The sequence below is a fragment of the Bradyrhizobium sp. GW821-FHT12B03 genome (assembly GCF_058807535.1).
This window is the reverse complement of record NZ_JBXAQU010000019.1, coordinates 99,212-125,105: the sequence shown is the minus strand read 5'-3', so window position 1 is coordinate 125,105 and position 25,894 is coordinate 99,212. Positions and strand designations below refer to the sequence as shown.

At 64.6% G+C, this 25,894-nt stretch carries 25 protein-coding genes; 7 read left to right on the top strand and 18 right to left on the bottom strand.

What is annotated here, in order from left to right:
• The first annotated feature begins 140 nt into the window (after positions 1 to 140).
• The 3 genes from rsmG to AC1RUR_RS29710 all read left to right on the top strand — a co-directional run bounded on the left by rsmG (position 141) and on the right by AC1RUR_RS29710 (position 2,727).
• Positions 141 to 773, top strand: a complete 633-nt coding sequence (gene rsmG, locus AC1RUR_RS29720) for a 16S rRNA (guanine(527)-N(7))-methyltransferase RsmG (protein WP_492850751.1) — start codon at positions 141 to 143, stop codon at positions 771 to 773.
• Between the two features lie 29 nt (positions 774 to 802).
• Positions 803 to 1,657 carry a ParA family protein gene (locus AC1RUR_RS29715; protein WP_492850650.1) on the top strand — a complete coding sequence of 285 codons (855 nt, stop codon included), beginning with the start codon at positions 803 to 805 and terminating at the stop codon, positions 1,655 to 1,657.
• A gap of 185 nt (positions 1,658 to 1,842) precedes the next feature.
• Complete coding sequence (locus tag AC1RUR_RS29710; RefSeq protein WP_492850648.1) at positions 1,843 to 2,727, top strand: ParB/RepB/Spo0J family partition protein; 885 nt, start codon at positions 1,843 to 1,845, stop codon at positions 2,725 to 2,727.
• A 224-nt stretch (positions 2,728 to 2,951) separates the two neighbouring features.
• Here AC1RUR_RS29710 and holA read toward each other — a convergent pair whose 3' ends face one another.
• The 3 genes from holA to leuS all read right to left on the bottom strand — a co-directional run bounded on the left by holA (position 2,952) and on the right by leuS (position 7,271).
• Positions 2,952 to 3,980 carry a DNA polymerase III subunit delta gene (gene holA, locus AC1RUR_RS29705; protein ID WP_492850646.1) on the bottom strand — a complete coding sequence of 343 codons (1,029 nt, stop codon included), beginning with the start codon at positions 3,978 to 3,980 and terminating at the stop codon, positions 2,952 to 2,954.
• Positions 3,981 to 4,108: 128 nt separating this feature from the next.
• Positions 4,109 to 4,660: an LPS assembly lipoprotein LptE gene (lptE, locus tag AC1RUR_RS29700; RefSeq protein ID WP_492850644.1), complete on the bottom strand. Its 552-nt coding sequence runs from the start codon at positions 4,658 to 4,660 to the stop codon at positions 4,109 to 4,111.
• A complete protein-coding gene (leuS, locus tag AC1RUR_RS29695) occupies positions 4,647 to 7,271 on the bottom strand; it encodes a leucine--tRNA ligase (RefSeq protein ID WP_492850642.1) in 2,625 nt (874 codons plus the stop codon). Before leuS ends, lptE begins: the two co-directional genes overlap by 14 nt.
• Positions 7,272 to 7,567: 296 nt before the next feature.
• On the opposite strand from leuS, the gene AC1RUR_RS29690 reads away from it, so the two are divergent.
• Positions 7,568 to 8,548 carry a GGDEF domain-containing protein gene (locus AC1RUR_RS29690; protein ID WP_492850749.1) on the top strand — a complete coding sequence of 327 codons (981 nt, stop codon included), beginning with the start codon at positions 7,568 to 7,570 and terminating at the stop codon, positions 8,546 to 8,548.
• Here AC1RUR_RS29690 and AC1RUR_RS29685 read toward each other — a convergent pair.
• Positions 8,545 to 10,242, bottom strand: coding sequence for a diguanylate cyclase domain-containing protein (locus tag AC1RUR_RS29685; protein WP_492850640.1), 1,698 nt, complete (start codon positions 10,240 to 10,242; stop codon positions 8,545 to 8,547). The genes AC1RUR_RS29690 and AC1RUR_RS29685 overlap by 4 nt on opposite strands.
• A gap of 107 nt (positions 10,243 to 10,349) precedes the next feature.
• Here AC1RUR_RS29685 and AC1RUR_RS29680 point away from each other — a divergent pair, with 107 nt between their 5' ends.
• Positions 10,350 to 11,039 carry a YggS family pyridoxal phosphate-dependent enzyme gene (locus tag AC1RUR_RS29680; protein ID WP_492850638.1) on the top strand — a complete coding sequence of 230 codons (690 nt, stop codon included), beginning with the start codon at positions 10,350 to 10,352 and terminating at the stop codon, positions 11,037 to 11,039.
• Positions 11,040 to 11,093: 54 nt separating this feature from the next.
• On the opposite strand, the gene AC1RUR_RS29675 is transcribed toward AC1RUR_RS29680, so the two are convergent.
• Together AC1RUR_RS29675 and AC1RUR_RS29670 are read right to left on the bottom strand one after the other, a co-directional pair.
• Positions 11,094 to 11,879, bottom strand: coding sequence for a 2-keto-4-pentenoate hydratase (locus tag AC1RUR_RS29675; RefSeq protein ID WP_492850636.1), 786 nt, complete (start codon positions 11,877 to 11,879; stop codon positions 11,094 to 11,096).
• Between the two features lie 6 nt (positions 11,880 to 11,885).
• Positions 11,886 to 12,455 carry a L,D-transpeptidase family protein gene (locus AC1RUR_RS29670; protein WP_492850634.1) on the bottom strand — a complete coding sequence of 190 codons (570 nt, stop codon included), beginning with the start codon at positions 12,453 to 12,455 and terminating at the stop codon, positions 11,886 to 11,888.
• 203 nt (positions 12,456 to 12,658) lie between these two features.
• Here AC1RUR_RS29670 and AC1RUR_RS29665 point away from each other — a divergent pair, with 203 nt between their 5' ends.
• Positions 12,659 to 13,345, top strand: a complete 687-nt coding sequence (locus AC1RUR_RS29665; RefSeq protein ID WP_008142830.1) for a response regulator transcription factor — start codon at positions 12,659 to 12,661, stop codon at positions 13,343 to 13,345.
• A 58-nt stretch (positions 13,346 to 13,403) separates the two neighbouring features.
• Positions 13,404 to 13,847: a cyclic nucleotide-binding domain-containing protein gene (locus tag AC1RUR_RS29660; RefSeq protein WP_135178627.1), complete on the top strand. Its 444-nt coding sequence runs from the start codon at positions 13,404 to 13,406 to the stop codon at positions 13,845 to 13,847.
• 39 nt (positions 13,848 to 13,886) lie between these two features.
• On the opposite strand, the gene xth is transcribed toward AC1RUR_RS29660, so the two are convergent.
• The 12 genes from xth to AC1RUR_RS29600 form a co-directional block, all read right to left on the bottom strand.
• A complete protein-coding gene (gene xth / locus AC1RUR_RS29655) occupies positions 13,887 to 14,702 on the bottom strand; it encodes an exodeoxyribonuclease III (RefSeq protein ID WP_492850631.1) in 816 nt (271 codons plus the stop codon).
• 221 nt (positions 14,703 to 14,923) lie between these two features.
• Positions 14,924 to 15,679 carry an outer membrane lipoprotein carrier protein LolA gene (locus AC1RUR_RS29650; RefSeq protein WP_492850747.1) on the bottom strand — a complete coding sequence of 252 codons (756 nt, stop codon included), beginning with the start codon at positions 15,677 to 15,679 and terminating at the stop codon, positions 14,924 to 14,926.
• Positions 15,680 to 15,831: 152 nt separating this feature from the next.
• Positions 15,832 to 18,306 (bottom strand): DNA translocase FtsK, encoded by a 2,475-nt coding sequence (locus AC1RUR_RS29645; RefSeq protein WP_492850629.1) that lies wholly within the window; start codon positions 18,304 to 18,306, stop codon positions 15,832 to 15,834.
• Between the two features lie 9 nt (positions 18,307 to 18,315).
• Entirely contained in the window at positions 18,316 to 19,530 is a 1,215-nt protein-coding gene (locus AC1RUR_RS29640) for an aminotransferase class I/II-fold pyridoxal phosphate-dependent enzyme (RefSeq protein ID WP_492850627.1), read from the bottom strand.
• 264 nt (positions 19,531 to 19,794) lie between these two features.
• Positions 19,795 to 20,199, bottom strand: a complete 405-nt coding sequence (locus tag AC1RUR_RS29635; protein ID WP_492850625.1) for a GFA family protein — start codon at positions 20,197 to 20,199, stop codon at positions 19,795 to 19,797.
• 207 nt (positions 20,200 to 20,406) lie between these two features.
• Positions 20,407 to 21,855, bottom strand: a complete 1,449-nt coding sequence (locus tag AC1RUR_RS29630) for an ammonium transporter (RefSeq protein WP_492850623.1) — start codon at positions 21,853 to 21,855, stop codon at positions 20,407 to 20,409.
• 37 nt (positions 21,856 to 21,892) lie between these two features.
• Entirely contained in the window at positions 21,893 to 22,231 is a 339-nt protein-coding gene (locus AC1RUR_RS29625) for a P-II family nitrogen regulator (RefSeq protein ID WP_008142813.1), read from the bottom strand.
• Between the two features lie 446 nt (positions 22,232 to 22,677).
• Positions 22,678 to 23,280 (bottom strand): ATP-dependent Clp protease proteolytic subunit, encoded by a 603-nt coding sequence (locus tag AC1RUR_RS29620; RefSeq protein WP_492850621.1) that lies wholly within the window; start codon positions 23,278 to 23,280, stop codon positions 22,678 to 22,680.
• A gap of 95 nt (positions 23,281 to 23,375) precedes the next feature.
• Positions 23,376 to 23,732 carry an SRPBCC family protein gene (locus AC1RUR_RS29615; RefSeq protein ID WP_492850619.1) on the bottom strand — a complete coding sequence of 119 codons (357 nt, stop codon included), beginning with the start codon at positions 23,730 to 23,732 and terminating at the stop codon, positions 23,376 to 23,378.
• Between the two features lie 12 nt (positions 23,733 to 23,744).
• On the bottom strand, positions 23,745 to 24,059 hold the full coding sequence (locus tag AC1RUR_RS29610; RefSeq protein WP_492850617.1) for an ArsR/SmtB family transcription factor: 315 nt from the start codon (positions 24,057 to 24,059) through the stop codon (positions 23,745 to 23,747).
• Positions 24,060 to 24,098: 39 nt separating this feature from the next.
• Complete coding sequence (locus AC1RUR_RS29605; RefSeq protein WP_492850615.1) at positions 24,099 to 25,400, bottom strand: ammonium transporter; 1,302 nt, start codon at positions 25,398 to 25,400, stop codon at positions 24,099 to 24,101.
• A 73-nt stretch (positions 25,401 to 25,473) separates the two neighbouring features.
• The gene (locus AC1RUR_RS29600) at positions 25,474 to 25,812 is read right to left on the bottom strand and encodes a P-II family nitrogen regulator (protein WP_057752475.1); all 339 of its coding nucleotides are present in this window, start codon (positions 25,810 to 25,812) and stop codon (positions 25,474 to 25,476) included.
• Between the last annotated feature and the right edge of the window lie 82 nt (positions 25,813 to 25,894).

The following is a 25,894-nucleotide window of genomic DNA, read 5'->3' as shown; positions in this document are numbered from 1 at the left end:
TGAAACAGCGCGGACCGGGCGGAGACAGGCCGCTAACGCGACGACCTGCAGCAGGTGAGGGCGCGGATCGTCGATCCGAGACGGCCCCGGCTCGGCCGAAGATCGACAAGGCCAGCGCCAACGATCGGGCGCTCGACTCCATCATCGCCGCCGACAAGATCGCGGCGCTCAAGCTCGCCCCCGTTTCACGTGAAACCGAAGCGCGGCTCGATCGCTACATCGCGCTGCTGCGGGCGTGGCAGGCCAAGACCAATCTGGTCGCGCCTTCGACCCTGCCGCAGCTCTGGACCCGGCACATCGCCGACTCGCTCCAGCTCGTCGATCTCGCCCCGTCGGCCAAGCGCTGGGCCGATCTCGGCAGCGGCGGCGGATTTCCGGGTGTCGTGCTGGCTTGTGCCATGGCCGGGACGCCGGATGCTCGGGTCCATCTCGTCGAGCGAATCGCCAAGAAGGCCGCGTTTTTGCGCGAAGCGATCCGCGTCACCACATCTCCGGGAGTCGTACATCTCGCTGAGATCGGGGATAATGTGGATAGAATCACCGGTCCCGTCGATTGCGTCACCGCGCGTGCACTGGCTCCGCTACATCAACTCATCGGCTTTGCGGAGCCGCTGATGCGCCAGGGCGCAAAGGCGTTGTTTCCGAAGGGTCAAGATGTAGAGGCTGAATTGACCGAAGCCGCTAAATATTGGAATATTCGGCCGCAGCTCCACCAAAGCCGCACAGGCGACGGCTGGATCGTCGAGCTGATTTCCGTCGAACGGCGCAGCTGAGGCGGTCAGGGGCGAGTGGGGAATTTGCGATGAGCGTGATTGACGAGCCGCAGCAAGAGCAGACCGAGGTGGTCCCGCAGGGCCACCCGCGCATCCTCGCGCTGGCGAATCAAAAGGGCGGTGTGGGAAAAACAACCACAGCGATCAACCTCGGCACCGCGCTCGCCGCGATCGGCGAGCGCGTCCTGATCGTCGATCTCGATCCGCAGGGCAACGCCTCGACCGGTCTCGGCATCGATCGCCGCAACCGCTCCTGTTCGACCTACGACGTGCTGATCGGCGAATCGAGCTTGCGCGAAGCGGTGGTCTCGACCGCGGTGCCGCGGCTGCACATCGCGCCCTCGACCATGGATCTGTCCGGCCTCGAGCTCGAGCTCGGCACCACGCCCGGCCGCGCCTTCAAGCTGCGCGACGCCATCGGCGCACTCAACAACAACGTCTCGCCGGACGCCGACTACACCTATGTGCTGATCGACTGCCCGCCTTCGCTCAACCTGCTCACGGTGAACGCGATGGCCGCATCCGATGCGATCCTCGTGCCGCTCCAGTGCGAGTTCTTCGCGCTGGAAGGTCTGTCGCAATTGCTCCAGACGGTGGAGCAGGTGCGCTCGACGCTCAATCCGAACCTGTCGATCCACGGCATCGTGCTGACCATGTTCGACTCGCGCAACAACCTCTCGAACCAGGTCGTGGCCGACGTCCGGCAGTTCATGGGCGAGAAGGTCTACAAGACCATGATCCCGCGCAACGTGCGCATCTCGGAAGCGCCGTCCTACGGCAAGCCGGTGCTGGTCTATGATCTCAAATGCGTCGGCAGCGAAGCCTATTTGCGGCTTGCCACCGAAGTGATCCAGCGCGAGCGCGAGCTGCGCACGACGCATTGACGATGGCGGTCCGTAGGGTGGGTTAGCCGAAGGCGTAACCCACCACTGTTGATCTCCGCGGAAACAGAAGAGGTGGGTTACGCCCTGCAGATGCGAGGCGCATCTGCAGGGCTAACCCACCCTACGATCTACAATTCGACAATTCAGTTCTGGAGTGCTGCACCGTGAATCCAAGGGAGCTGGCGATGGCCGACGAAGCGCGTTCGCGACTGGGCCGGGGTCTTGCAAGTCTGATCGGTGACGTCGGCGGCGAGGCCCAGCACGTCGATCGGCCGCGCGCGCAGCGCAAGGTGCCGATCGAATTCATCAAGGCCAATCCGCGCAACCCGCGCCGCACGTTTTCGGACACCGAGCTCAAGGAGCTCAGCGATTCGATCAGGCAGCACGGCGTGATCCAGCCGATCGTGGTGCGTCCGGTGAAGGGCGCGCAGGATCGCTTTGAGATCATTGCCGGCGAGCGGCGCTGGCGCGCTTCGCAGATGGCCGGCCTGCATGAAGTGCCGATCGTGCCGGTCGACATCAGCGACAGCGATGCGCTGGAATTCGCGATCGTCGAGAACGTGCAGCGCGAAGACCTCAATCCGATGGAGGAGGCGCAGGGCTATCACGCGCTCGCCAACGAGTTCAAACGCAGCCAGGACGACATTGCAAAAGTCGTCGGCAAGAGCCGCAGCCATGTCGCCAACATGATGCGGCTGACCAAGCTGCCGGCCGAGGTGCAGGCCTTCATCGCGACCGGCGAGCTGACCGCGGGTCACGCCCGCGCGCTGATCGGCGTGCCCGATCCGCTCGCGGCCGCCAAGCGCATCGTCGAGGAAGGCCTCAACGTCCGCCAGGCCGAGGCACTCGCGCATGAAGAGGGCGTGCCGGAGCGCAAGCCGCAGAAGGCGCGCACCGGGGCGAAGGAAAAGGACCCGGACACGGTCGATCTCGAAAAGCGCGTCAGCGACGCGCTGGGTCTCAAGGTCACCGTCAATCACCGCGATCCCGGCGGCTCCGTGCAGATCAACTACCGCAACCTCGATCAACTCGACGAGGTGATGAAGCGGCTGGCCAAGGGCGCGCTGTAGGCGCACCGGCTCTCTCTCCGTCACCCCCGCGCAATGGCGAAGCCATTGTCGCTGGAGGTGGCCGCTTCTTCAGCGGCCCTCGAAGGGCGACGGCTCGGCTGCATCGGGGCCGTTCATCCTTCGAGGCTCCCGATGGGGCGCATCGCGCCCCATCACTCGCACCTCAGGATGACGGATTTGGTTATCCTGGATTGCTGCGCTCGCAATGACGTGGAGAGCAGGCCCTATCCCCTTCGCTTCGCGTTCGCGGCGATCGCCATCAGCGTGCGCTGGGCGATGGCGGCGGCGAGGGTGGATTGCTTGCGGGTGTCGAGTGCGGCGGCTGCGAGCTGCTCGATGATGGCGGCGAGCCGCGCCACGCTGAAATTGCGCAGCGCCGTCTCCACCGCCGGCTTTCGTGAAAAGTGCAGCCGCGGAAAGCCGCCGTCGAGGACGGTGGAGGCCGGCGTGCCGTCGGCAATCGCAAGCGCCGATTTGTGCAGCCACGCGGCCTGGCGCTGCGCGGCCGAGATGATCACGCCGGGATAGGTGCCGGCGATCATGGCTTTGGCGAACTCGGTCTCGACGATGTCGGGCCGGCCGGCGAAGGCGCCATCGACGATCGGATCGAGCTTCAGTTCGGAAGCATCGGCAACCACCGCCATCACGTCTTCCAGCGTGATCTCGCCTTTGCCATGGGCATAGAGCGTCAGCTTGCGCAGCTCGTTACGCGAGGCCTGGCGGTCGCCGCCGAGGAACGACATCAGCGCCGCGCGGGCATCCTGCGCGATCCGCAGATTGGCGATGCGCAGCTCGTCGTCCATCAGCTTGGCCAAGTCGCGCTCGGTGTCGGGATAGCAGCCGATCGCCACGGCCGTCTTGGCGCGCTCGCAGGCCTTGCGCAGCGGCGATTCCGGGCGCAACTCGCCGGCCTCGATCACGATGCGGCAATCCTTCACGCTCATCTCGGCCAGCGTGTCGATGCCGCTGGCAAAGCTGCGCGAGCCGGCGCGAATGCGAATGGCGCGGCGGCCGCCGAACAGCGGCACCGTCATGGCTTCATCGACGAGACGCGACGGCTCGGCGGAGAGCTCGTCGCCGTCGAGCTTGACCAGGGAGAAGGGATCGTTGGGATCATCGACGGCCGATGCAATCAGCGCATCGGCGCGCTCGCGAACCAGGCCGGCATCGGGACCGTAGAGCAGGATGATCGGACGGCCCGCATCGGGGCGGGCGAGGAAGGCGTCGATCTCTTTTCCACGCAGTGCGACCATGGCCTAGATCGTCATTCCGGGGCGCGCGGAGCGCGAACTACGGTGCGCAATTGCGCACCAGAGAATCCAGAGGTTGGGATCGAGATTCCGGGTTCGCGCAGTGCGCGCTCCGGAATGACGGGATGAACTCAAGTGCCCGCGGTGAAGAAGGCGGCGAGCCGGGTATTGATGTTCTCGGCGATCTCGTTGGCGGCACGATCCTCCGCATCGCGCACCGCGCGGTTGCGGGAGAAGCGCTGATAGGAGCCGGGCATGTCATAGGACACGCGCGAGAACGTGGTGCCGGTCATGACCGACTGGCCGGTCGCCACGTTGATCAAATTGTACTGGGCGTCGATGCCGTAGGTTTCAGTGCTCGGCAGCCCGGTGCTGGCATCGACGATCAGCGACGATTTGCTGGAGCTGAAGCGGATCTCCAGGCGGTGGGTCGGCGGCATGCCCGTGGCCGTGCCGTAAAGCTTGAACGCCAGCGCATTGCGGACTTCGACGCCGACGCGGGCTTCGCGCGAGGCGTTTGGCTTGCTGATCTGCGGGAGTTCGACCCCCATCAGCTTCTCACGCAAGCCAGGGGTGCCGTCGGTATGCTCGGCATACATCGGCCGGAAGCAGCCGGCCGTCAGCGCCGCCAGAGCGACGACCGCCAGCAAGCGGGCTGCGATGCGGATCCTAGCCGACAACATTCACGATCCTCTTGGGGACGATAATCACCTTGCGGACGGGCTTGCCGTCCAGGGCCAGTTTTACCGCATCAAGGGCCAAAACGGCAGCCTCGATTTCCGGATTCTGGGCCGCTGTTGCAACTGTGACCTCACCCCGCTTCTTGCCGTTGACCTGGACGACCAGGGTCACGCTGTCTTCAACCAGCAAATCGCGTTCGATTTGGGGCCAATTGGCCTCCGAAACCAGCCCGCTCTGGCCCAGTACCTGCCAGCATTCCTCGGCGAGGTGCGGCATCATCGGGGAGAACAGCTGGACCAGGATCTGGCTGGCCTCCCGAACCGCCCAGGCCAGGTCCGCGGCCGGCTGGCCGGGGCGCTGGAGTACCTCGGACAGTGCGTTGGCGAATTCGCGGATATGGGCGAGGCAGACGTTGAAGTGCAGCCGCTCGATGCCGGTGGTGACCTTGTCCAGCGCGCCATAGGCGGCCTTGCGCAAGGCGGTCGCATCCGCCCCGAACGCGGCCGGCCGAGCCGCGGGCGCGGCCTTGCCGAGTTCCACGGAATCGTTGACCAGCCGCCACAGCCGCTGCACGAAACGCGAGGCGCCCTGGACGCGCTCGTCGCTCCAGATCACGTCGCGGTCGGGCGGGGAGTCCGACAGCATGAACCAGCGCGCGACGTCGGCGCCGTAGGTTTCGATGATGTCGTCGGGGTCGACGGTGTTCTTCTTCGACTTCGACATCTTCTCGATCGCGCCGATCTGGATGTCTTCGCCCGTCGTCAGCAGGGTGGCATGGCGCCCGTTGCCGCCGACTTCGATCTTGACCTCGGCCGGCTGCACATAGGTACCGTCGGCCTTCTGGTAGGTCTCGTGCACCACCATGCCTTGCGTGAACATGCCGGCGAACGGCTCGTCCAGCGCAATGTGCCCGGTCGCCTTCATCGCGCGGGTGAAGAAGCGGCTGTAGAGCAGATGCAGGATCGCGTGCTCGACGCCGCCGATATACTGATCGATCGGCAGCATCCGGTTGGCGACGGCGGGCGTCGTCGGGGCGTTCTCGTTCCAGGGATCGGTGAAGCGCGCGAAATACCAGGACGAATCCACGAAGGTGTCCATGGTGTCGGTTTCGCGCTGGGCCTTAGCCCCGCATTTGGGGCAGGTGACGTGCTTCCAGGTCGGATGATGGTCGAGCGCGTTGCCCGGCTTGTCGAACGTCGCATCCTCCGGCAGCGTCACCGGCAGGTCGGCATCCGGCACCGGCACCACGTCGCACTTCGGACAATGGATGACGGGGATCGGGCAGCCCCAATAGCGCTGCCGCGAAATGCCCCAGTCGCGCAGGCGGAAATTCACCTGCCGCTCGCCGACCGGCGCGTTGCCGCGCAGCTCGCTTTCGAGCCGTCTTGCGACCTCATCCTTGGCTTGATCGATGGTCATGCCGTCGAGGAAGCGCGAATTGATCATGCGGCCGTCACCATCATAGGCGGTGTCGGTGATGACGAACGTCTTCGGGTCCTGGCCTTCGGGGCACACCACCGGCGTGACACCCAGGCTGTACTTGTTGACGAAGTCGAGGTCGCGCTGGTCGTGCGCGGGGCAGCCGAAGATCGCGCCGGTGCCGTATTCCATCAGCACGAAGTTCGCGACATAGACCGGCAGCTTCCAGCTCGGGTCGAACGGGTGAACCGCGCGGATGCCGGTGTCAAAGCCCTGCTTCTCTGCGGTGTCGATGATCTCCTGCGCAGTGCCGATCTTCTTGATGTCGGCGATGAACTGGGCAAGCTTCGGGTTCTTGGCGGCAGCTGCCTGCGCCAGCGGGTGATCCGACGAGATCGCCATGAACTTCGCGCCGAACAGCGTGTCGGGGCGCGTGGTGAAAATCTTCAGCTCGCTCTCGCCGGCGGGCGTGGTCGCCTGATCCAGCGCGAAGCGGACCAGGAGACCCTCGGAGCGGCCGATCCAGTTGCGCTGCATCAGCCGCACCTTGTCGGGCCAGCGGTCCAGCCCATCCAGCGCCGACAGCAGTTCCTGCGAGTACTTCGTGATCTTGAAGACCCACTGGCTCATTTCCCGCTGTTCGACAACGGCGCCCGAGCGCCAGCCGCGGCCGTCGATCACCTGCTCGTTGGCGAGCACGGTCATGTCGACCGGATCCCAGTTCAGCTTGCGCTTCTCGCGCTCGGCGAGGCCCGCGGCGAGCATGTCCAGGAACATCTTCTGCTGGTGCTTGTAGTAGCTGGGGTCGCAGGTCGCGAATTCGCGGGACCAGTCCAGCGACAGCCCGATCGAGCGGAGCTGCTTCTTCATCGCCGCGATGTTGTCGTAGGTCCAGGCCTTGGGCGCGACCTTGCGCTCGATGGCGGCATTCTCGGCCGGCAGGCCGAAAGCGTCCCAGCCCATCGGGTGCAGCACGTTGAACCCCTTGGCGCGCATGAAGCGGGCCAGCACGTCGCCGAGCGTGTAGTTGCGGACATGGCCGATATGGATGCGCCCGGACGGGTAGGGGAACATCTCGAGCACATAGTATTTCGGCCGTGAATCATCGTTCCTGGAGACGAAGATCGCCTTTTCGTCCCAGGCGGCTTGCCAGCGCGGTTCGGAATCGCGGGCGTTGTAGCGTTCGGAGGTCATGGAATCGTTGGTTTTTCGTAGGTTCGGGCCGTCCTGAAGACGGCGGACTAGGCCATAAAAGCCCGTATCCGGTCAATGGGTTGCGGAATACCGATGGATTTCGCTTTTTCCGCCTCAAACCTCCGGTTCACTACGGTGGCAGGTCCAGATTGAGGTGCGGTTTGAGGTGCAATTAACGAGCTGAGCGTCAAAGTTCCGGACGCCCAATGCCGGGAGTCCTCATCATGACCACCAATGCCTTCGACGAGCTCGACTATGATTATGCGGCATCGGTCGCACAGAAGGCCGTGCAGTGCATGGCTGAGCAGCGAGTGCCCGCGACGCCGGACAATTTCAATGTCTGGTTCATCTATTCCATGGGCGTGCCGAGCGATTTGCAGCGCGCGATCGATATCCTGATCGGCAACAAGCGCAGGTTCGACGCGGTCATCAACCGGGATCTCTTCTCGACCTACGTCGCGACGCCGGGCAGTTCGGCTGCGAGCATGGCCTCGCAGCAGCTCCACTCGGTGATGGACGCAGCCCAGGCCTTCCTCGCGACCGCCATTGCCGACAATCATTCGCAGATGCGGGCCATCAGCGACGTTGCCGGTCAGACGGAGGCCGGTGCGGATCCGAAGATGCTCGTCCAGCAGCTCGTGACCGAGCTCGCCAGGGCTGCCGGCCGTGCGACACGGCTCGAGGCCAGCTTCGCGGAGAAAACGCGCGAACTCGAGGCCATCCAGGAATCGCTGACCAAGTCCGAGGAGCGCGCCAAGACCGATACGCTGACCAGTCTGCCAAATCGCCGCGCGCTGGACGAGTTCTTCCGCAAGGCCCAGATTGCCGCCATGGAAAAGGGCGAGCCGCTCAGCGTGCTCTTGCTGGACATCGACCATTTCAAGAAGTTCAACGACAATTTCGGCCACGGCGTTGGCGATCAGGTCCTGCGGCTCATGGCGCAAGTGCTGCGCGACAAGGTTCGCGACGTCGATCTGCCGGCCCGCTACGGCGGCGAGGAATTGATCGTCGTGCTCCCCACCGCCGATCTTGCCGCGGCGACGGCGATCGCGGAGCGCATTCGTCGCGCCATCGCCGAATGCCAAATCACGCGCAGATCGACGGGCGAAAGCCTCCCAACCATTACCGTCTCCATCGGCGTGGCCCAGTTTCGGCCGGGAGAAGCCATGATGGACCTGGTCGAGCGATGCGACCGCGCGCTCTACCTTGCCAAGGGCAGTGGTCGCAATCGCGTCATCGCCGAGAGCGAGCTCGATCGGGAGCTGGCGGCAGGTTAGCCCGCCAGCATCATGTCCGCCGCGCCGGTATCGATCGCCTGCACGCCGTGCTCGACGACATTGTTGCGGCCGCGGTGTTTGGCGGCGTAGAGCGCGGCGTCGGCGGCTTCGATCAGGTCGCCGGGGCGCAAGGCCTCGTTGGGCTTCGTTGCGGCAACGCCGATCGAGACCGTGACGATCATGTGGGCGGACGTGATGTGTGGCAGGCAGAGCTTCAGCACGGCCGCACGCACCATTTCGCCGATCTCGACGGCGCGATTCACGTCGGTGTTCGGCAGCAACAGGCAGAATTCCTCGCCACCATAGCGCGCCGCAAAGCCCATCGTGTCTGCAGCGATGCCGGACAGCGACTCCCCGAGCCTGGTCAGGCAGGAATCGCCTTCGAGATGGCCGTAGGTGTCGTTGAAGAGCTTGAAGTGGTCGACGTCGATCATCAGCAGTGCGAGATCGCTGCCATATTGCTGCGCCCGCATCCATTCGAAGTCGAGCCGGCTCTGGAAGCCGCGGCGGTTGGCGAGGCCCGACAGCATGTCGATCGAGGCCATCACCGTCAGCCGGTCGTTGCTTGCCATCAGCTCGCGCTCGCGCTGGCTCAATTGCGCGGCCATCGCATTCAACGCGCGCGCCAGCGGCACGAACTCGGCCGGCAGGCGGTTGCGCGCCGCACGCGCCGACAGGTCGCCCTCGCCGAGACGCTTGGCCATGTCGGCGAGCATCTCGATCGGCTTGATCACGAGCTTTTCGGCGGCGATCAGTGCCCCGAGCAGGACGAACACGACGACGAAAGCAAGCTGGAGATAAGCGGTGCGGATATCGCGGTTCACCGCCGCGGACACCTTGTCCTCGTCGATGCTGGCGATCAGGCGGGCGTTGGTGCCCGCGATGCGGATATAGCTGACCGCGCGGCGGGAGCCGTCGGCGGCGAGGAATGAGAGCGAGCCCTCGTCCTGGTCCGACCGCAGCGCCTTGTCGGCGATTGCGGACATCAGCGGCATGTTGTCGAGGGGGCGACCGACCGCGCTGTGCTGGTCGGCTGGTGCGGCGAGCACGGTGCCGGCGCTGTCGACCAATACGGCGGTGATGCCGGCGCGGCCGCCGAGATTGCTCATGACCTTCGACATCCAGTCGAGGTTCACGGTGGCGAGCACGACGGCATCGGCTACGCCGCTGAACGCAGACACCGGATAAACCGCCATCACGGTCGGCGTCGAGACCGGCCGCGACAGGATGAAATCGCTCAGCACGAAGCGGCCGGTTTCCTGCGCCTGCTGGAAATAAGGCCGGTCACTGAGGTCGAGGCCGACATACATGTTGTTGGTAGCGCACTGGATGCGTCCATCCTGGCCGGCGATCAAGAGCGTGCGGATCCAGGGCAGGTTCGACGGCAGGCTCGCGCGCAGCACGTCGCAGCTCTTGCTGATGCCGCCGATGGAGGCGCGGATGAAGGCTTCCGATTTCAGGATGGTCTCGACCGACGAGATCACCTCGCGCTGCGCATCGGCGCTGTGCCTTGCGACGGTGTTGAACTCGGCCGCGGCCTGCGCGATCTGGCTCGTGCGCGTGTTCTCGAGCGACCGGATGCGCTCGAGCATCAAGGGGGCCACCAGAATCACCGCGAGCAACGCAAGCCGCGCCCGGATTCCGAGAACCTGCTTGAGTTTCGCTCGTTTGCGGTTGAAACTGACGTTTGCCATCTTCGCTACCCACCCCATGGCCAAGGTAAAGCGAAGGGTTCAAAAACTCTTTCTTGAACTCGGTAAAATTGGACTTACCTCAGTTACGACTACCGCCAATCGAGATCATGACAGAAGCCAACGCCGTGCCGGTAACCGGCCATTCACCAAACGCGCTCGCCGCGGTCGAAGCCGAAATTGCACGCGCCTGCAAGGACGCGCGTCGTGATCGCGACTCCGTCACGCTGATCGCGGTGTCGAAGACCTTCGACGCGGATGCAATTACCCCGGTCATCGTCGCCGGACAGCGCGTATTCGGCGAAAATCGGGTGCAGGAGGCCAAAGGCAAGTGGCCGGCGTTAACGTCTGTTTACCCCGACATCGCGCTGCATCTGATCGGGCCGCTGCAATCCAACAAGGCGAAAGAGGCGGTCGCACTGTTCGACGCCATCCATTCGGTTGACCGCCCGAGCATTTGCCAAGCGTTAGCCAAGGAAATCGAATCCCAGAAAAGGCACCCGCAGCTCTTCGTCCAGATCAACACCGGCGAGGAGCCGCAGAAGGCCGGCATCGCGCCCGGCGAGGCCGATGCCTTCCTCGCAAGCTGCCGCGACACCTATGGGCTGACGATCTCCGGCTTGATGTGCATCCCGCCAGTCGACGAGCCGCCGGCCGCGCATTTCGCGCTGACCGCGAAGATCGCCGCGCGCAATGGCTTGAAGAATCTCTCGATGGGCATGAGCGCAGATTTCGCCACCGCGATCATGTTGGGTGCCACGCATGTGCGCGTGGGCAGTGCGATCTTCGGGCACAGATAGATAGCTAATCTTGGGTCGTCCTGGCGAAAGCCAGGACGACGGTAGAGAGGCCGTCTATTCAAACCCCACCGACGCCTTCCCCAGCACGCCAAAATCCACCGCAAGATGATCGCCCGCCTGGATCGGCAGCGGTGGATGGCACGTGCCTGTGGTCACCACCTCCCCTGCCCGCAAGGTGATGCCGAGCCCGCGCAGCTCATTGGCGAGCCAGGCGAGTGCAACACGGGGATCGCCGAGCACGTTCTTGCCGTGTCCGATATAGCGCTCGCCGCGCAGCGTGATCTGCGGCCGTTCCGCGACGAGATCCATCGCGCGCCAATTCGCTGATGTCGCCGCGCCCAGCACGAACGGATGCGCGCAGGCATTGTCGGCGATGAGTTGCGCCTCGCCGGCGCCGGCGAAATCGACGAAACGCGAATCCGGAATCTCGATCGCGGGGTGCAAGCTGTCCACGGCGGCCAGCACCTCGTCGACGGCAAACGGCGCTACGCGCGGCGGCAGGTCGCGCCCCATGCGGAAGCAAAATTCCGGCTCGCCGACGCGCATCGCGTTGCCCTTCATCGACGCGGAGCCGCCATCGGCGATCACGGTGTCGCTCATGATGCGACCGGCCAGCGGCCCCATGACATTGATGTGCTTCTGCCCGGACTCGCTCGTCGCCGCGATCTTCCAGCCGAACAGTTTTCCGGGCGAGCGCGTTTCGAGCGCGGCCTGGATGGCGTAGCCGTCAGCGCGGCTCCGTGGCCGCAACTGTCCTTCCAGCGCGTCGAGCTTGGTGCCGTCGCGCCAATGTTGAACAAGGACGCGCGATGCGGCAGCGATCTGATCCTGCTCGAGCATGTGCCTTCACCCGATGATGATTCTTGTTCTTGGCCCCAGCCGCCGCAGCAATTGCAGCATCGCAGATCTGGTCATGGAGACGCAGCCTGCGGTCGGGCCGAAATTGTCGCGGGCCAGATGCAGAAACACCGCGCTGCCGCGGCCGGCGATGCGCGGGCGCGTGTTGTGGTCGATTTCGATGATGAAGTCATAGAGATGATCGGCCCGCTTGAGCCGATCGCCGCCCTGCCCCTCGCCGAGCCGGATCCCCTGGTTGTAATGACGATCCCGGGGATCCTCGCACCAGGCGTCCGCGCCGGTGATGATCCGCGCCGGCAGGAAGGTCTGCGGCCGGCTATGCCGGTCGCCCCGCCACCACAGGCGCCTCGGACGGAAGCTGCCTCGCGGAGTGCCGCCGTCGCCCTCGCGCTTGTTGGCGAGGATGCCACCCCGCCCCAGCGCCACCGGAATCGTCAGCTGTCCGGCCGTCAGCCAGCCGCGGCGCGGATTACCGGCGGCAGGCTTAACGCGGATCGCGGCCAGCGGCCCGGGGCCTCGGCTCTTGATGTAACTAGCTGAAGCAGCGTTGTTTTTCATGTGAAAATGCGATGTCGAATTCATTACAGGACATTCATCAAAACGCCCTGCTATTCTGGGTTAGAGTGGTTCTGGCTTGTGAATCGGTAACAGCCCACTACTTCAACACGAACAACAATAATAACGGCGACCCCTAAACTTCCCCTCACGGTTGGGTGCAGCATGTATGCGCGCCGAGCCGGACCCCAAAAGGATGATACCCTATGGCCAATGCCCGCAAGATCCTGATCGTGGATGACGATACCGATCTGCGCGATACGTTGGTGGAGCAATTATCGCTGCACGAAGAATTCGAAGCCTCCGCCGTCGATACCGGCGCCAAGGGCGCGAGCGCCGCAAAGGCCAATTCCCCCGATCTCGTCCTGATGGATGTCGGCCTGCCCGATACCGATGGCCGCGAAGTGGTCCGCTCCCTGCGCAAGGGCGGCTTCAAGGCTCCCATCATCATGCTGACCGGGCATGACACCGATTCCGACACGATTTTGGGCCTGGAATCCGGCGCCAACGACTATGTCGCAAAACCCTTCCGCTTTGCCGTGCTGCTGGCCCGCATCCGCGCCCAGCTGCGCCAGCACGAGGCCAGCGAGGACGCGGTGTTCTCGGTCGGCCCCTACAGCTTCCGTCCCGGCTCCAAGATGCTGACAGCCGCCAATGCGCGCAAGGTCCGGCTCACCGAGAAGGAAACCGCCATCCTCCGCTTCCTCTACCGCGCCGGCCAGATGCCGGTGTCGCGCGAGACCCTGCTCCAGGAGGTCTGGGGCTATAATTCCGGCGTCACCACCCACACGCTGGAAACCCACATCTACCGCCTCCGCCAGAAGATCGAGAAGGACGCCGCCAACCCGGAGATCCTGGTCACGGAAGCCGGTGGCTACAAGCTGGTGCCGTGATACGCTTCAGGGGCGTGCGAATCGTTTTAGATCGCGTGCCCTTGAGCCTCGGATCTGAATGTCAATCGACGACGACGTAGCGCTTCTCGAGCGGGTCCCGACATTGCGCCTGTTGGGAGACGCCTCGTTGCGCATGCTGGCGATCGGCTCCGAGCAGCGTGACTTCGTCCGCGGCGACATCCTGTTCAATCTCGGCGACGACGCCGATGCCGGCTTCGTGGTCCAGCGCGGCGCCTTCCGGGTCGAGGATGGCGCCGGCGCCGAGATGATCGCAGGTCCCGGCGCGCTGATCGGCGAGCTCGCGCTGGTGGTGCCGATGAAGCGGCCGTCGAGCGCGATCGCGCTGGAGCATTCCTCCGTCATCCGCGTCGCGCGCAGCCTGTTTCAGCGCGTGCTCGAAAGCGACCCCGCCGCCGCCGTTCGCCTGCGCGACGAATTCGCGGTGCGCTCCAGCCAGATCGCCAGCGATATCCTGATGGCCGGTGCGAAGCTGACGACGTGAGAGGTCGTAGCTTCGTAGCCCGGATGGAGCGATCGGAGGTTAAACCTCCAGCGTCACCGTGACAGGCACGTGGTCCGATGGCCGCTCCCAGCTCCGCGCGTCGCGAAGAATCCTGAAATCCTGAACGGCGTCTTTCAGCGCGCGCGAGACCCAGATGTGATCGAGACGGCGGCCGCGGTCGCCGACGGTCCAGTCGGCGGAACGGTAGCTCCACCACGTATAGACCTTCTCAGACATCGGAATGCGGTCGCGCGCGACGTCGATCCATTCGCCGGCTTCGAGCGCCGCCTTGAGCTTCTCGGTTTCGACAGGTGTGTGCGAGACCACTTTCAGAAGCTGCTTGTGCGACCACACGTCGTTCTCGTGCGGGGCGACGTTGAGATCGCCCACCAGGATGTGGCGATCCTCCCCGCGCGGATGCAGCGGCTCGCACGCCTTCATCTCGTCGAGGAAGCGCAGCTTGTGATCGAACTTCTCGTTCAGCGCGGGATCGGGAATGTCGCCGCCGGCCGGCACGTAGAAATTATGCAGCACCAGCGGCTTTGCGATTGCAGCCTTCTCGCCGAACGAAACCGAGATATGGCGCGAATCCACCTTGTCGCAGAAGGTTCGGATGTCCTTGGACTCGAACGGGATCTTCGAGACGATGGCGACGCCGTGATAGCCCTTCTGCCCGTTCAGCGCGACATGCTCGTAGCCGAGCCGCTTGAAGCGCTTCAGCGGAAAGGCGTCGTCGATGCATTTGGTCTCCTGGAGGCACAGCACGTCCGGCCGCGCGCTCTTGAGGAATTTCGCGACCAGATCGATGCGCAGCCGCACCGAGTTGATGTTCCAGGTTGTCAGGGAAAGACGCATGAGGGATGCGTCTTAGCAAGCTCTCGTAGGGTGGGCAAAGGCGCAAAGCGCCGTGCCCACCGTCTTTTAGGGTCTGAGATGGTCGGCGAACTCTCGTGCCCTGGACGCTGCGCGGCACGAAGTGACGCGCTGCTGAGCCGGGGCCCATTGCGCGGCATTCCGGGTCCCGGCTCTGCGACGCACCGCTACGCGCTGCGTCGCCTCTGGGACACGAGACCAGTTCAACCCGGCGAGGGGCCGTAATTTGTGAAGTCGATCTTGAACATGTTGGGATCGAGCTTCTTGGTCGCGTCGAGATTGTAGACCGCGATCGTGGTGTCGTAGCCCTGCGGGTCGGTGACGGTCCACTGCTTCAGCTGGCCGTCCTTGGCGCCGAACATCAGCAAGAGGCGGCTGGTGCCGACCAATGCCTGCTTTTCCTCGATGGTGACGCTGACGAAGACGTCGTCGGCCGAGACGTTGACGACATTGGTGTCCTTCATCAGGTCGATGCGGTCGGACAGCAGGAAGCGCAGCGGCGTCTGCGACAGCGGATAGACGTCCTGGGTCGCGAGCTTGCGGTCGCGCACCACCAGCGAGGATCCGTCGGCGACGATGTCGATCGGGCTCGGCGCATCATATTCGAAGCGCACCTTGCCCGGCTTCTGGATGTAGAAATCGCCTTGCGTCTTGCTGCCGTCGGGGCCGACCTGGACGAAATTCCCGACCAGTGTCGATAGCGAGGACAGATAGGCGCTGACCTTGGCCGCCTGCGCCTTCTGGTTGGCGTCGAAGGTCTGAAAGATGCTGCTCGGCACGTTGCGGCGCGGATCCGGAATGATCGGATTCGGCGGCGTCTGGGTTGCGCCGGTGATCGCAGGCCCGCCGCCGGCCGGACCGTTATCGCGGCCCTTCGGCGCGGGTTTCGGCACGGGCACGGTCTGCGCGAACGACGCCGCAGTCACCATCGCGGCGGTGACGAGAAGCACGCCGGCCATGCGCGCGCTTCGCGCGGCGATGGTGGCAGCGAATCGAATGTCCGGATGTCTGATCAACGCGTCGTCCTGTGTGGCTGGGCGTCTTTTTAGCGTGATTTCGGGCAAAAGCAGATAACGTTTTTGCGTGAAATAGTGTTCTGAGGCCCCGCGCCTCACATATGGCTGTCTTCTTCCTCGACCAGAATCTCACGCTTTCCGGCGTGGTTGGCGGGTCCGACGATGCCTTCCAGTTCCATGCGCTCCATCAAGGATGCGGCACGGTTATAGCCGATCTGCAGGCGGCGCTGGATGTAGCTGGTCGAGGCCTTTCGGTCGCGCTTGACGATGGCAACGGCCTGCGCGAACAGGTCGCCGCCGCCATCCGCGCCCATGCCGCTGGCGTCGAACACGGCGCCGCCGTCCTCGTCCTCGGTCGGCTCTTCCGCGGTCACGGCTTCGAGATATTCCGGCTGACCCTGCGTCTTGAGGTGACGCACCACCTTCTCGACTTCCTCGTCCGAGGCAAAAGGTCCGTGCACGCGGCTGATGCGGCCGCCGCCGGCCATGTAGAGCATGTCGCCCTGACCGAGCAGCTGCTCGGCGCCCATCTCGCCCAGGATGGTGCGGCTGTCGATCTTGGAGGTGACCTGGAAGGCGATGCGGGTCGGGAAGTTCGCCTTGATGGTGCCGGTGATGACGTCGACCGACGGACGCTGCGTGGCCAGGATCACGTGCAGGCCGGCGGCGCGCGCCATCTGCGCGAGGCGCTGCACCGCGCCTTCGATATCCTTGCCGGCGACCATCATCAGGTCGGCCATTTCGTCGACGATGATGACGATGTAGGGCAGCGGGTCGAGCGAGAGCTTCTCTTCCTCGTAGATCGCCTTGCCAGTCTCCTTGTCGAAGCCGGTGTGCACCGTGCGCGTCGGCTCCTCGCCCTTGGCTTTCAACTCGAGCAGACGCGTGTTGTAGCCGTCGATATTGCGCACACCGAGCTTGGCCATGTTCTTGTAGCGCTCTTCCATCTCGCGCACGGCCCATTTCAGCGCGACCACCGCCTTCTTCGGGTCGGTCACGACGGGCGTGAGCAGATGGGGAATGCCGTCATAGACGGAGAGTTCGAGCATCTTCGGATCGACCATGATCAGCCGGCACTGGTCCGGGCGCAACCGGTAGACCAGGCTGAGGATCATGGTGTTGATGGCGACCGACTTGCCCGAGCCGGTGGTACCGGCGATCAGCATGTGCGGGGTGCGCGCGAGATCGATGATGACGGGGTCGCCGCCGATGGTCTTGCCGAGGCAGAGCGGGAGTTTCGCGACCGTGTCGACCGTCTCCTTGGCGACCAGCAGCTCGCGCAGATAGACCTTTTCGCGGTGGGCGTTCGGCAGCTCAATGCCGATGGCGTTGCGGCCGGGCACGACGGCGACGCGGGCCGACAGCGCACTCATCGAACGGGCGATGTCGTCGGCGAGGCCGATCACGCGCGACGACTTGATACCGGGCGCCGGCTCCAGCTCGTACAGCGTGACCACGGGGCCCGGATTGGCCTTCACGATCTCGCCGCGCACGCCGAAATCTTGCAGCACGCCTTCGAGCGAACGTGAGTTGGTTTCCAGCTCGGCCTTGCTGAGCGGCTGGCGATCGCCGGCCTTGGGCGCGGCAAGCACGGACACGGACGGAAGCTCGAACTTGTCGGAGGACTTCTTGGCCGCAGCCTTGGGCGCGGCCTTCTTGCGCGGCGCGCGGGCGGCGGGCTCTTCCTCCTCCTCGTCTTCCTCGTCCTCGTGCTCCTCCTCGTAGTCCTCGTCTTCGGACTGCGGCGAGATCGGGGGCGCGGCGCGGCCACCGCCGAGATTCGGCTCCTGGCGGCTGAACGCAACCGCCTTGGTCTTCGGTCCGCTCGAGACCAGCGAGCGGTAAGCGGCACCACACAGCCAGATCAGCCGTGCCTTGGTGCTCATCAGCGCATGGAACAGCCAGCCCAGCGACACCGAGCCGCGATCGCTGTCCTCGTTTTCATCGAGCGGCTTGTCATCGTCCTCGATCTCCGCATGCTCGTCGTCTTGCTCGCGCGCGCCGAGACCGCAGGCGAACAGGAACGTCGCGGCCATCGCCGCGAACAGGATCACACCGAGTACCGTGCGATAGATCGTACCGGCCGGCCCGAAAATCACCGCGGGCGCGCGCACCAGGGCATCGCCGACCACGCCGCCGAGCCCGGTCGGCAGCGGCCATGCGCCGCCATGCGGCCAGCAGCTGACGAAGCCGGCCGCGATCACCGTGCAGAGGATCCAGCAGCCGAGCCGCAGCGCCTCGCGGTCGAACGGGCGATGGGTCATCATCCGCCAACCCCAGACCGCGACCGTCAGGACCAGCATGATCGCGCCGAGCCCGAGGATCTGCATCGCGAGATCGGCACCGATCGCGCCGGCATAGCCGAGGATGTTGCGGATCGGCCGCGAGGTCGCGTGGCTGAGGCTGGGGTCCTGCACCGACCAGGTCATCAGCGCCGCCGAGGCGACACCGGACAGCGTGATCAGGCCGAGCCCGCTGAGCTCGCGCATACGCCGCGCCAGCCCCTCGCGAATCGAGGGCGGCAGATGGCCGACCAGTGGAATGACACGTTCGATTGCCGACATGCTCACGGGCCCCGCCTAACCCAGAGTCTCGACCAGCCGGTGCAGCGCCTGCGCCGTGGTCTCGCCATCCTGCACCAGCGCAAGGCGAATGTAGCCCGCGCCGGGATTGAAGCCGTCAGGCTGACGCCGTGCCAAAAAGCTGCCGGGCACCACGCGCACGCCTGCTTCCTTGAAGAGTTTGAGCGTGATGGACACGTCGTCGCCGAGCTCCGACGTGTTGAGCCAGACGCAGAAGCCGCCGTCGGGCCGGCGATAGCCGTAACGATTGCCGATGATCTGGTCGGCGAGATCGAACTTGATCCGGTACAGCCTGCGATTCTCCTCGACATGCGCTTCGTCGCCATACGCGACGGTCGCGACATGCTGGAGCGGCACCGGCACCTGGGGCGCGGCGATGTTGCGCTGCTCGAGGAACATGCCGATGAATGTCTTGTCGCCGGCGGCGAAGCCGACGCGCAGGCCCGGCAGGTTGGAGCGTTTCGACAGCGACTGGAACGCGACCACGCGGGTGTAGTCGGGGCCGGCGCATTCCAGCGCACTGCCCGGCGCCTCGCGGGTGTAGATCTCGGAATAGCACTCGTCGCTGAGGATCACGAAGCCGTAGCGGTCGGCGAGCTGCTTCAACCGCCTGAAATAGTCCGGCTTGGCGACCGAGCCCTGCGGATTGGCGGGCGAGGCCAGATAGAACGCCACCGTGCGCGCCAGCGTCGCTTCGTCGATGGCGTCGAGATCGGGCAGGAAGCCGTTTTCGACGGTGGTCGGCAGATAGACCGGTTCGCAGGCCGCTGCGCGGGCGCCGGCGCCATAGACCGGATAGAACGGGTTCGGCATCAGGATGGCGGGCTTGCCGGGGCGCGGGCCGACATAGCGCGCAGCCGTGATCGCGGCGAGGAACAGGCCCTCGCGGCTGCCATTGAGGACGAGAATCTCGCCTCTGGGGTCCAGCGGCCGCGGCAGCTTGAAGCGCGACGACAGCCAGGCGCTCGCTGCCTGGCGGAACGGCTCGGTGCCCTGGTTCATCGGGTAGCGGCCGAAATCGGCGATGTGCTTGGCCAGCACCGGGCCGACGAAGTCAGGCACGGGATGCTGCGGCTCGCCGACGGCAAGCGTAATCAAGGGCTTGCCGGGTTGATGGGGGGCCAGCAGCTCGTTCAGCCGGACGAAGGGCGAGCGTTCGGAATCGGAGCTTCCACCTTCCAGCGGCGCACGGGATGAAGCGGTCATAGCCATTCTGGACGCCAGCACTCTTGGAACAGCCGGTCGCACGAAAGCGCCGGCGGGAAGCGGTTCAGTTCACCATAGATAGGGCGAGGTTAAGACGCGATTAACCATCGGCGGGCGGGTCCGTCCAGAGCGGAATAATTAGACCGGATAACAACGGGATGCGGGGCGCGCCCGAGAACGTGGATGCCCGGGCCTTCGCCTCGCCGGAGCGGCTTCGGCCGCGCAGGCGGGACGAGCCCGGGCATGACGAACTTTGCGATACTGACGTGCCTAGCGCCCCGGCAGCTTTTCGAACGTCGCCATGCCGGCGGGGATCGTGTGGAATTCCTGCTTGTCGCAGGTGTAGATCGCCATCTGCGGATGGAACTGATCGGGCTCGTCCAGCGTGCCGACCTTCACGATCACGGCCGGCAGTCCCGGAACCCTGGTCACCAGATGGGTGCCGCACTCGGCACAGAATTCGCGCGTCACGGCACGCTCGAGGTCCTTGCGGGTGAACTGCTTGGGCTGGCCGATGATGTAGCTGAAGCCGGCCGCCGGCATCGCCATGAAGGTGTTGGGCGCGCCGCCCGAGATGTACTGGCACTCGCGGCAATGACACTGCGCCTGCATCATCGGGTCGCCCTCGGCGACATAGCGCACTTCGCCGCAATAGCATCCGCCTTCCAAACGCATGACGACCTCCCGGTTTGTTGTTCGTTGTGGTCGATATCTCTGCGCCGGCGGTGCGGAATGGCAATCCTTTTCTTCGCCCGGCGGAGGCAAAAAGAAAGGGGCTCCAACTTGCGCTGGAGCCCCTCAACGGTCGGGGCATTGCCGGGTATGTGCCCAAACCGTAGTTGTGGACGCGGTCTCCGGAGAGACCGTGCCCGGGAGGAGAGGTTACATGTTGTAGGCGCGCTCGGTGTGCTCGGTGATGTCGAGGCCTTCACGCTCGCTCTCGACATTGGCGCGGAGGCCAACGATCACATCGACGACCTTGTAGAGGATCGCCGAACCGATGCCCGACCACACCAGCGTGGTGCAGACGCCCCAGAGCTGGGAGACCATCTGCGCCGCGAAGTCGTAATCGGCAACCTTCGGCGGGATCGCGGTGTAGTCGATGATGCCGGCGCCGCCGAGTGCGGGGTTCACCAGGATGCCGGTCCCGAGAGCACCGACGATGCCGCCGACGCAGTGCACGCCGAACACGTCGAGGGAGTCATCGTAGCCGAGCGCGTTCTTCACGACGGTGCAGAAGAACAGGCAGACCACGCCGACCACGAGACCGAGGACGATCGCACCCATGACGCCGGCGAAACCGGCGGCAGGCGTGACGGCCACGAGGCCCGCGACAGCGCCGGAGATGACGCCGAGCACCGACGGATGACCCTTCACGATCCACTCCGCGAACATCCACGACAGCGCGGCGGCCGCGGTGGCGACGAAGGAGTTGGTCATGGCGAGCGCAGCGCCGCCGTTGGCTTCGAGGTTGGAGCCGGCGTTGAAGCCGAACCAGCCGACCCAGAGCAGCGAAGCGCCGATCATCGACATGGTCAGCGAGTGCGGAGCCATCAGCTCCTTGCCGTAGCCGGTGCGCTTGCCGATCAGCAGAGCGCCGACGAGACCTGCGATGCCGGCGTTGATGTGCACCACGGTGCCGCCCGCGAAGTCGATCGCGCCCTTCTTGAAGATCCAGCCGGCGTCGGCGTTGATCTCGTCGAGCTTGGCCTGCGCCGCGGTCTTCGCCGCCGCATCAGTCGCCGCAGCCAGAGCCTTGGCAGCGTCCTGGATCAGGTCCGGACCGGGCCAGTACCAGACCATGTGCGCGATCGGGAAGTAGATCAGCGTGACCCAGAGCGGGATGAAGAGAGCGATCGCCGAGAACTTCATGCGCTCGGCGAAGGCGCCGACGATGAGGGCGGGCGTGATCGCCGCGAAGGTCATCTGGAAGCACATGTAAATGAGCTCCGAGATGTTGGCGTCGACCGAGAAGGTCGCAGCCTTCGAGTCGGTGGTGACGCCCATCATGAACGCCTTGGAGAAGCCGCCGATGAAGTCGGAACCGCCGGTGAAGGCGAGGCTGTAGCCGTAGACGGCCCAGATCACGGTGACGACGCAGACGGTGTAGAACACCTGCATCAGGACCGAGAGCATGTTTTTGGAACGGACGAGACCGCCGTAGAACAACGCAAGACCCGGGATCGTCATCAACAGCACGAGCACTGTCGATGTCAGCATCCAGGCGTTGTCTCCCTTGTTGACCGTTGGCTCGGCATAGGCTGCGGTCGCAGCGAACAGGCCGACTGCGAGAGCCGCCAATCCCGCGCCATAGGGACGCTTAAACGTCATATTATTTACTCCTGATTGGATAAGGTTGAGCGCGAAATCAAAGGGCCGCGGCATCGGCCTCGCCGGTGCGGATACGAACCGCATGGTCGAGGTTGATGACGAAGATCTTGCCGTCGCCGATCTGTCCCGTTTTCGCGGCGGACGTGATGGCGTCGATGGTCTTGTCGACCTGGTCGGAGGCGACAGCGACCTCGATCTTGATCTTGGGCAGGAAACTCACGGCATATTCGGCGCCGCGATAGATTTCCGTATGGCCCTTCTGGCGGCCATATCCCTTGACTTCCGTCACCGTGAGACCGTGAACGCCGATGGCGGTCAGGGCGTCACGGACTTCTTCCAGCTTGAATGGCTTGATAATCGCCATAACAATTTTCATGGGTCCTATCCCCGCTTGGGCCCGGTCCGGACGTGGCCGGGCGTTTCTCGACTGGTTCGCCACGAGGGAGAAGTTTCACTACGCGGGCACAGCCACGACCCTAGAATCAAATGCCGTGCCAGAACGGGCGTGTTGCCTAACGGATTATGAAAGCGGGGCTTTTCGCGTTTGACGGGTATCGCAGTGCAGTGCGCTATTACGTCGCGCTCAAAACGTGGTCAGGTCTGCTCAAAATGAGGGCAGGACAGGCTGCCGACACAATGTTGCTCACGCGTCGGGCAGCCAAAAGGTATTTTATTACAGCGAGAGCTCGCTGAGGGGCGTCTCCGTGCTGCGAAATATCGAGCGCTTCGCATTCGTGCCCACGGGATGCGCGCCGCAGACCGCCCGGCAGGAGCAGGCGGAGCTTGCCGGATGGGGCATCCGCTGAGGGCCGCGTCGGACCATCAGGTGGCGTCGCGCTCCGCAAAGACCCTGTCGATCAATCCCCACTCGACCCCCTGCTGCGCGGTCATGAAGTGGTCGCGGTCCAGGGTCCGTTCCACCTCCTCCACGGGACGCCCGCAATGCTGCGCATAGAGCCGGATGATGCGCCGCTTGGTGTCCTGCATTTCGGTGGCATGGATCAGGATGTCGGACGCCTGGCCCTGGAAGCCGCCGAGCGGCTGATGCACATGGAGGCTGGCATTGGGCAGGGCGGCGCGGTGACCGGGCTCGCCGGCCATCAGCAGGAACGAGCCCATGGAGCGCGCGGTGCCCATGCACAGCGTATGAACCGGCGCCTTGATGAATTGCATGGTGTCGTACATGGCGAGGCCAGAGGTAACCACGCCGCCATAGGAATTGATGTAGAGATTGATCGGCCTGTTCGGATTCTCCGCCTCCAGGAACAGGAGTTGCGCGCAGACGAGGCCCGACATCGCATCATTGACCTCGCCGTTGAGGAAGATGATGCGCTCGCGCAGCAGCCGCGAGTAGATGTCGAAGGATCGTTCGCCGCGGGCGGATTGTTCGACGACCATAGGGACGAGCTGAAGCATGTCGCGCATCGGCGACCTCCATGTCTGCAGGTGATGAAGTCTGTTTGCTCTTAGTTGAGCATGATCTTTTCGGAAAACCGCTTCACACTTTTCCGGATCATGCCCTAGGCCGCCGCACGCATCAGGCAGCGATTGCTGTTGGCGGGCTTCGGCAGCGTTACGCTGATATCGCAGGCTTGCTGGATGATACGGAAGCGGGTGCCGCCTGACACGTTCGGCTCGATCCGGAAGATGACGTGGCTCTCGCGAAACGGCGGTTCGGAATCGCGAAGCCGGTAGCGCACCTCTTCGCCAGGGATCGATGTTTCCGGCTCGGCGCCCGCGAGGTCGCAATCCGGCAGCCAGCGCTCGCGCAGAGCTGGAATGGTCACGGCGCGCCAGACTTTTGCCGGCGGTGCATCGAAATCGAATTCGAGCACCAGCTTTGCGTCGGAGGGGTCAAGTTTCGCGGCATCGCTCATTGATCCAGATCCTTATTGATCCATGTCCTTCAAGAGATCGGCGAGTGCTTCCATGCGCTTTGGCCAATAGGCGCGGTAGCGCGCAAGCCACGCCCCGATGGCGAGGATTCCGTCCGGGTCGACTTCGTAGTTCACAAAGCGGCCCTGCCGCTGTTCACGCACCAGGCCTGCCGCGCGCAGCACCGCGAGATGCTGCGACATCGCCGGCTGGCTGATCTCCAATCCGTCGCGCAAGGCGCTGGCGTTCAGGCTTCCGCCAGCGAGCTTCTCAAAGACCTTGCGGCGCGTCGGGTCGGCCAGCGCCTTGAAGATGTCGGCTTCGATCATGACAACACATAAGCACGCGCTTATGTGTTGCGCAAGCCCTTACTGCAACGCCTCGCCGTGCTGCGAGATATCGAGCCCCTCGAGCTCATGCTCGCGGGACACGCGCAGGGGCACGAACAGGGCGACCAGCTTGAGAAGGACAAAACTCACCCCGGCCGACCAGACGAAGGTGACGGCGACCCCGTAGAGCTGGATCAGCAGCTGCTGCGGATGGCCCTCGATCAGGCCGGCGGTGCCGCCGATCGCGCTGGTGGCGAACACGCCGGCGAGCAGAGTGCCGGTCAGCCCGCCAATGCCGTGAACGCCGAACACGTCGAGCGAATCGTCATAGTCGAAGCGGTGCTTCAGCCAGGTGCAGGCCCAGTAGCAGACTGCGCCTGCGATGATGCCGATGACGATGCCATGCCACGGTGCGACGAAGCCGGAGGCCGGCGTGATGGTGCCGAGGCCCGCCACGGCGCCAGAGATCATGCCGAGCACCGAGGGCTTGCGCCGGGTCGACCACTCGATCGCGCCCCAGGTCAGCGCGCCGGAGCAGGCCGCAAGATGCGTTGCGATGATCGCCAGCACCGCGCGCGAGTTGGCCGCGCCGGCCGAGCCGCCGTTGAAGCCGAACCAGCCGACCCACAACAGCCCGGTCCCCATCACCGCGAGCGAGAGATCGAACGGCGACAGATTTTCGGTGCCGTAGCCGTGGCGGCGCCCCATCACCTTGGCCGCGACGAGGCCGCCGGTGCCGGCCGACAGATGAACCACGAGGCCGCCGGCGAAATCGAGCACGCCCATGCTGGCGAGGAAGCCGCCGCCCCACACCCAATGCGCCAACGGAATATAGACGAAAATGAACCAGGCGACCGAGAACACGAGATAGGCGGAGAACCGCATGCGGTCGGCGACCGAGCCCGCGACCAGCGCCACCGTGATGATCGCAAACGTCATCTGGTACAGCATGAACAGCGCTTCCGGGATCGTCTTCGCCGCCGGGTTGACGCTGTCCATCGTCATGCCCGCGAGGAACCAGCGATCGAGCGTGCCGATCCACGGGCCGTCACCGACGAAGCAGAGCGAATAGCCGAACGCGACCCAGAGAATCGAGATCATCGTCACTGCGGCAAGGCTCTGCGCCATGGTCGCGAGCACGTTCTTCTTGCGCACCATGCCGGAATAGAACAGTGCGAGGCCGGGGATCGTCATCATCAGCACCAGCGCGGTGGCGACGATCATCCAGGCGGTATCGGCGGTGTTGATCTCGTTTGCCGCCGCATGCGCCGGCCATGCCACAACCGACGCAAATCCGATCGGCGCAGCCATAGCAGCCGCGCGGCGCAACAATCCCGCCATGTCGTTTCCCCCAGCATAGAAAATTACGTCGCACGCTGTGGCGTCGTTGCCCGGTGCGATCGAAGAAGATTTATTAGAGCGCGTCGCTGTCGGTTTCGCCGGTGCGGATGCGTAGCGCGTGGTCAATCGGCGTGACGAAGATCTTGCCGTCGCCGATCTGCCCGGTGCGCGCGGTCGCGGTGATCACGGCGACCGCCTTCTCGGCGACGTCGGAGGCGACCGCGATCTCGATGCGCAGCTTCGGCAGGAAGTTCACGACATATTCCGCGCCGCGATAGATCTCGGTGTGGCCCTTCTGGCGGCCATAGCCCTTCACCTCGGTCACGGTCATGCCGTGGACGCCGATCGCCGTCAGGGCCTGGCGGACCTCATCGAGCTTGAAGGGTTTGATGATCGCGACGACGAGTTTCATGGTCAGGCCTATTCCCCGGGATGCGCCACGCCGTATGTTTCCGGCGCAGCGCCAATCTGGCATCTTTCCGGGCAAATGGCAT

Excerpts from the sequence above, each read along its gene's own strand:
- AC1RUR_RS29715 (WP_492850650.1), top strand. The coding sequence starts at position 803 with ATGAGCGTGATTGACGAGCCGCAGCAAGAGCAGACCGAGGTGGTCCCG.
- AC1RUR_RS29710 (WP_492850648.1), top strand. The coding sequence starts at position 1,843 with ATGGCCGACGAAGCGCGTTCGCGACTGGGCCGGGGTCTTGCAAGTCTG.
- holA (WP_492850646.1), bottom strand. The coding sequence starts at position 3,980 with ATGGTCGCACTGCGTGGAAAAGAGATCGACGCCTTCCTCGCCCGCCCC.
- lptE (WP_492850644.1), bottom strand. The coding sequence starts at position 4,660 with ATGTTGTCGGCTAGGATCCGCATCGCAGCCCGCTTGCTGGCGGTCGTC.
- leuS (WP_492850642.1), bottom strand. The coding sequence starts at position 7,271 with ATGACCTCCGAACGCTACAACGCCCGCGATTCCGAACCGCGCTGGCAA.
- AC1RUR_RS29690 (WP_492850749.1), top strand. The coding sequence starts at position 7,568 with ATGGCTGAGCAGCGAGTGCCCGCGACGCCGGACAATTTCAATGTCTGG.
- AC1RUR_RS29685 (WP_492850640.1), bottom strand. The coding sequence starts at position 10,242 with ATGGCAAACGTCAGTTTCAACCGCAAACGAGCGAAACTCAAGCAGGTT.
- AC1RUR_RS29680 (WP_492850638.1), top strand. The coding sequence starts at position 10,350 with ATGACAGAAGCCAACGCCGTGCCGGTAACCGGCCATTCACCAAACGCG.
- AC1RUR_RS29675 (WP_492850636.1), bottom strand. The coding sequence starts at position 11,879 with ATGCTCGAGCAGGATCAGATCGCTGCCGCATCGCGCGTCCTTGTTCAA.
- AC1RUR_RS29670 (WP_492850634.1), bottom strand. The coding sequence starts at position 12,455 with ATGAAAAACAACGCTGCTTCAGCTAGTTACATCAAGAGCCGAGGCCCC.
- AC1RUR_RS29665 (WP_008142830.1), top strand. The coding sequence starts at position 12,659 with ATGGCCAATGCCCGCAAGATCCTGATCGTGGATGACGATACCGATCTG.
- AC1RUR_RS29660 (WP_135178627.1), top strand. The coding sequence starts at position 13,404 with ATGTCAATCGACGACGACGTAGCGCTTCTCGAGCGGGTCCCGACATTG.
- xth (WP_492850631.1), bottom strand. The coding sequence starts at position 14,702 with ATGCGTCTTTCCCTGACAACCTGGAACATCAACTCGGTGCGGCTGCGC.
- AC1RUR_RS29650 (WP_492850747.1), bottom strand. The coding sequence starts at position 15,679 with ATGGCCGGCGTGCTTCTCGTCACCGCCGCGATGGTGACTGCGGCGTCG.
- AC1RUR_RS29640 (WP_492850627.1), bottom strand. The coding sequence starts at position 19,530 with ATGGCTATGACCGCTTCATCCCGTGCGCCGCTGGAAGGTGGAAGCTCC.
- AC1RUR_RS29635 (WP_492850625.1), bottom strand. The coding sequence starts at position 20,199 with ATGCGTTTGGAAGGCGGATGCTATTGCGGCGAAGTGCGCTATGTCGCC.
- AC1RUR_RS29630 (WP_492850623.1), bottom strand. The coding sequence starts at position 21,855 with ATGACGTTTAAGCGTCCCTATGGCGCGGGATTGGCGGCTCTCGCAGTC.
- AC1RUR_RS29625 (WP_008142813.1), bottom strand. The coding sequence starts at position 22,231 with ATGAAAATTGTTATGGCGATTATCAAGCCATTCAAGCTGGAAGAAGTC.
- AC1RUR_RS29620 (WP_492850621.1), bottom strand. The coding sequence starts at position 23,280 with ATGCGCGACATGCTTCAGCTCGTCCCTATGGTCGTCGAACAATCCGCC.
- AC1RUR_RS29615 (WP_492850619.1), bottom strand. The coding sequence starts at position 23,732 with ATGAGCGATGCCGCGAAACTTGACCCCTCCGACGCAAAGCTGGTGCTC.
- AC1RUR_RS29610 (WP_492850617.1), bottom strand. The coding sequence starts at position 24,059 with ATGATCGAAGCCGACATCTTCAAGGCGCTGGCCGACCCGACGCGCCGC.
- AC1RUR_RS29605 (WP_492850615.1), bottom strand. The coding sequence starts at position 25,400 with ATGGCGGGATTGTTGCGCCGCGCGGCTGCTATGGCTGCGCCGATCGGA.
- AC1RUR_RS29600 (WP_057752475.1), bottom strand. The coding sequence starts at position 25,812 with ATGAAACTCGTCGTCGCGATCATCAAACCCTTCAAGCTCGATGAGGTC.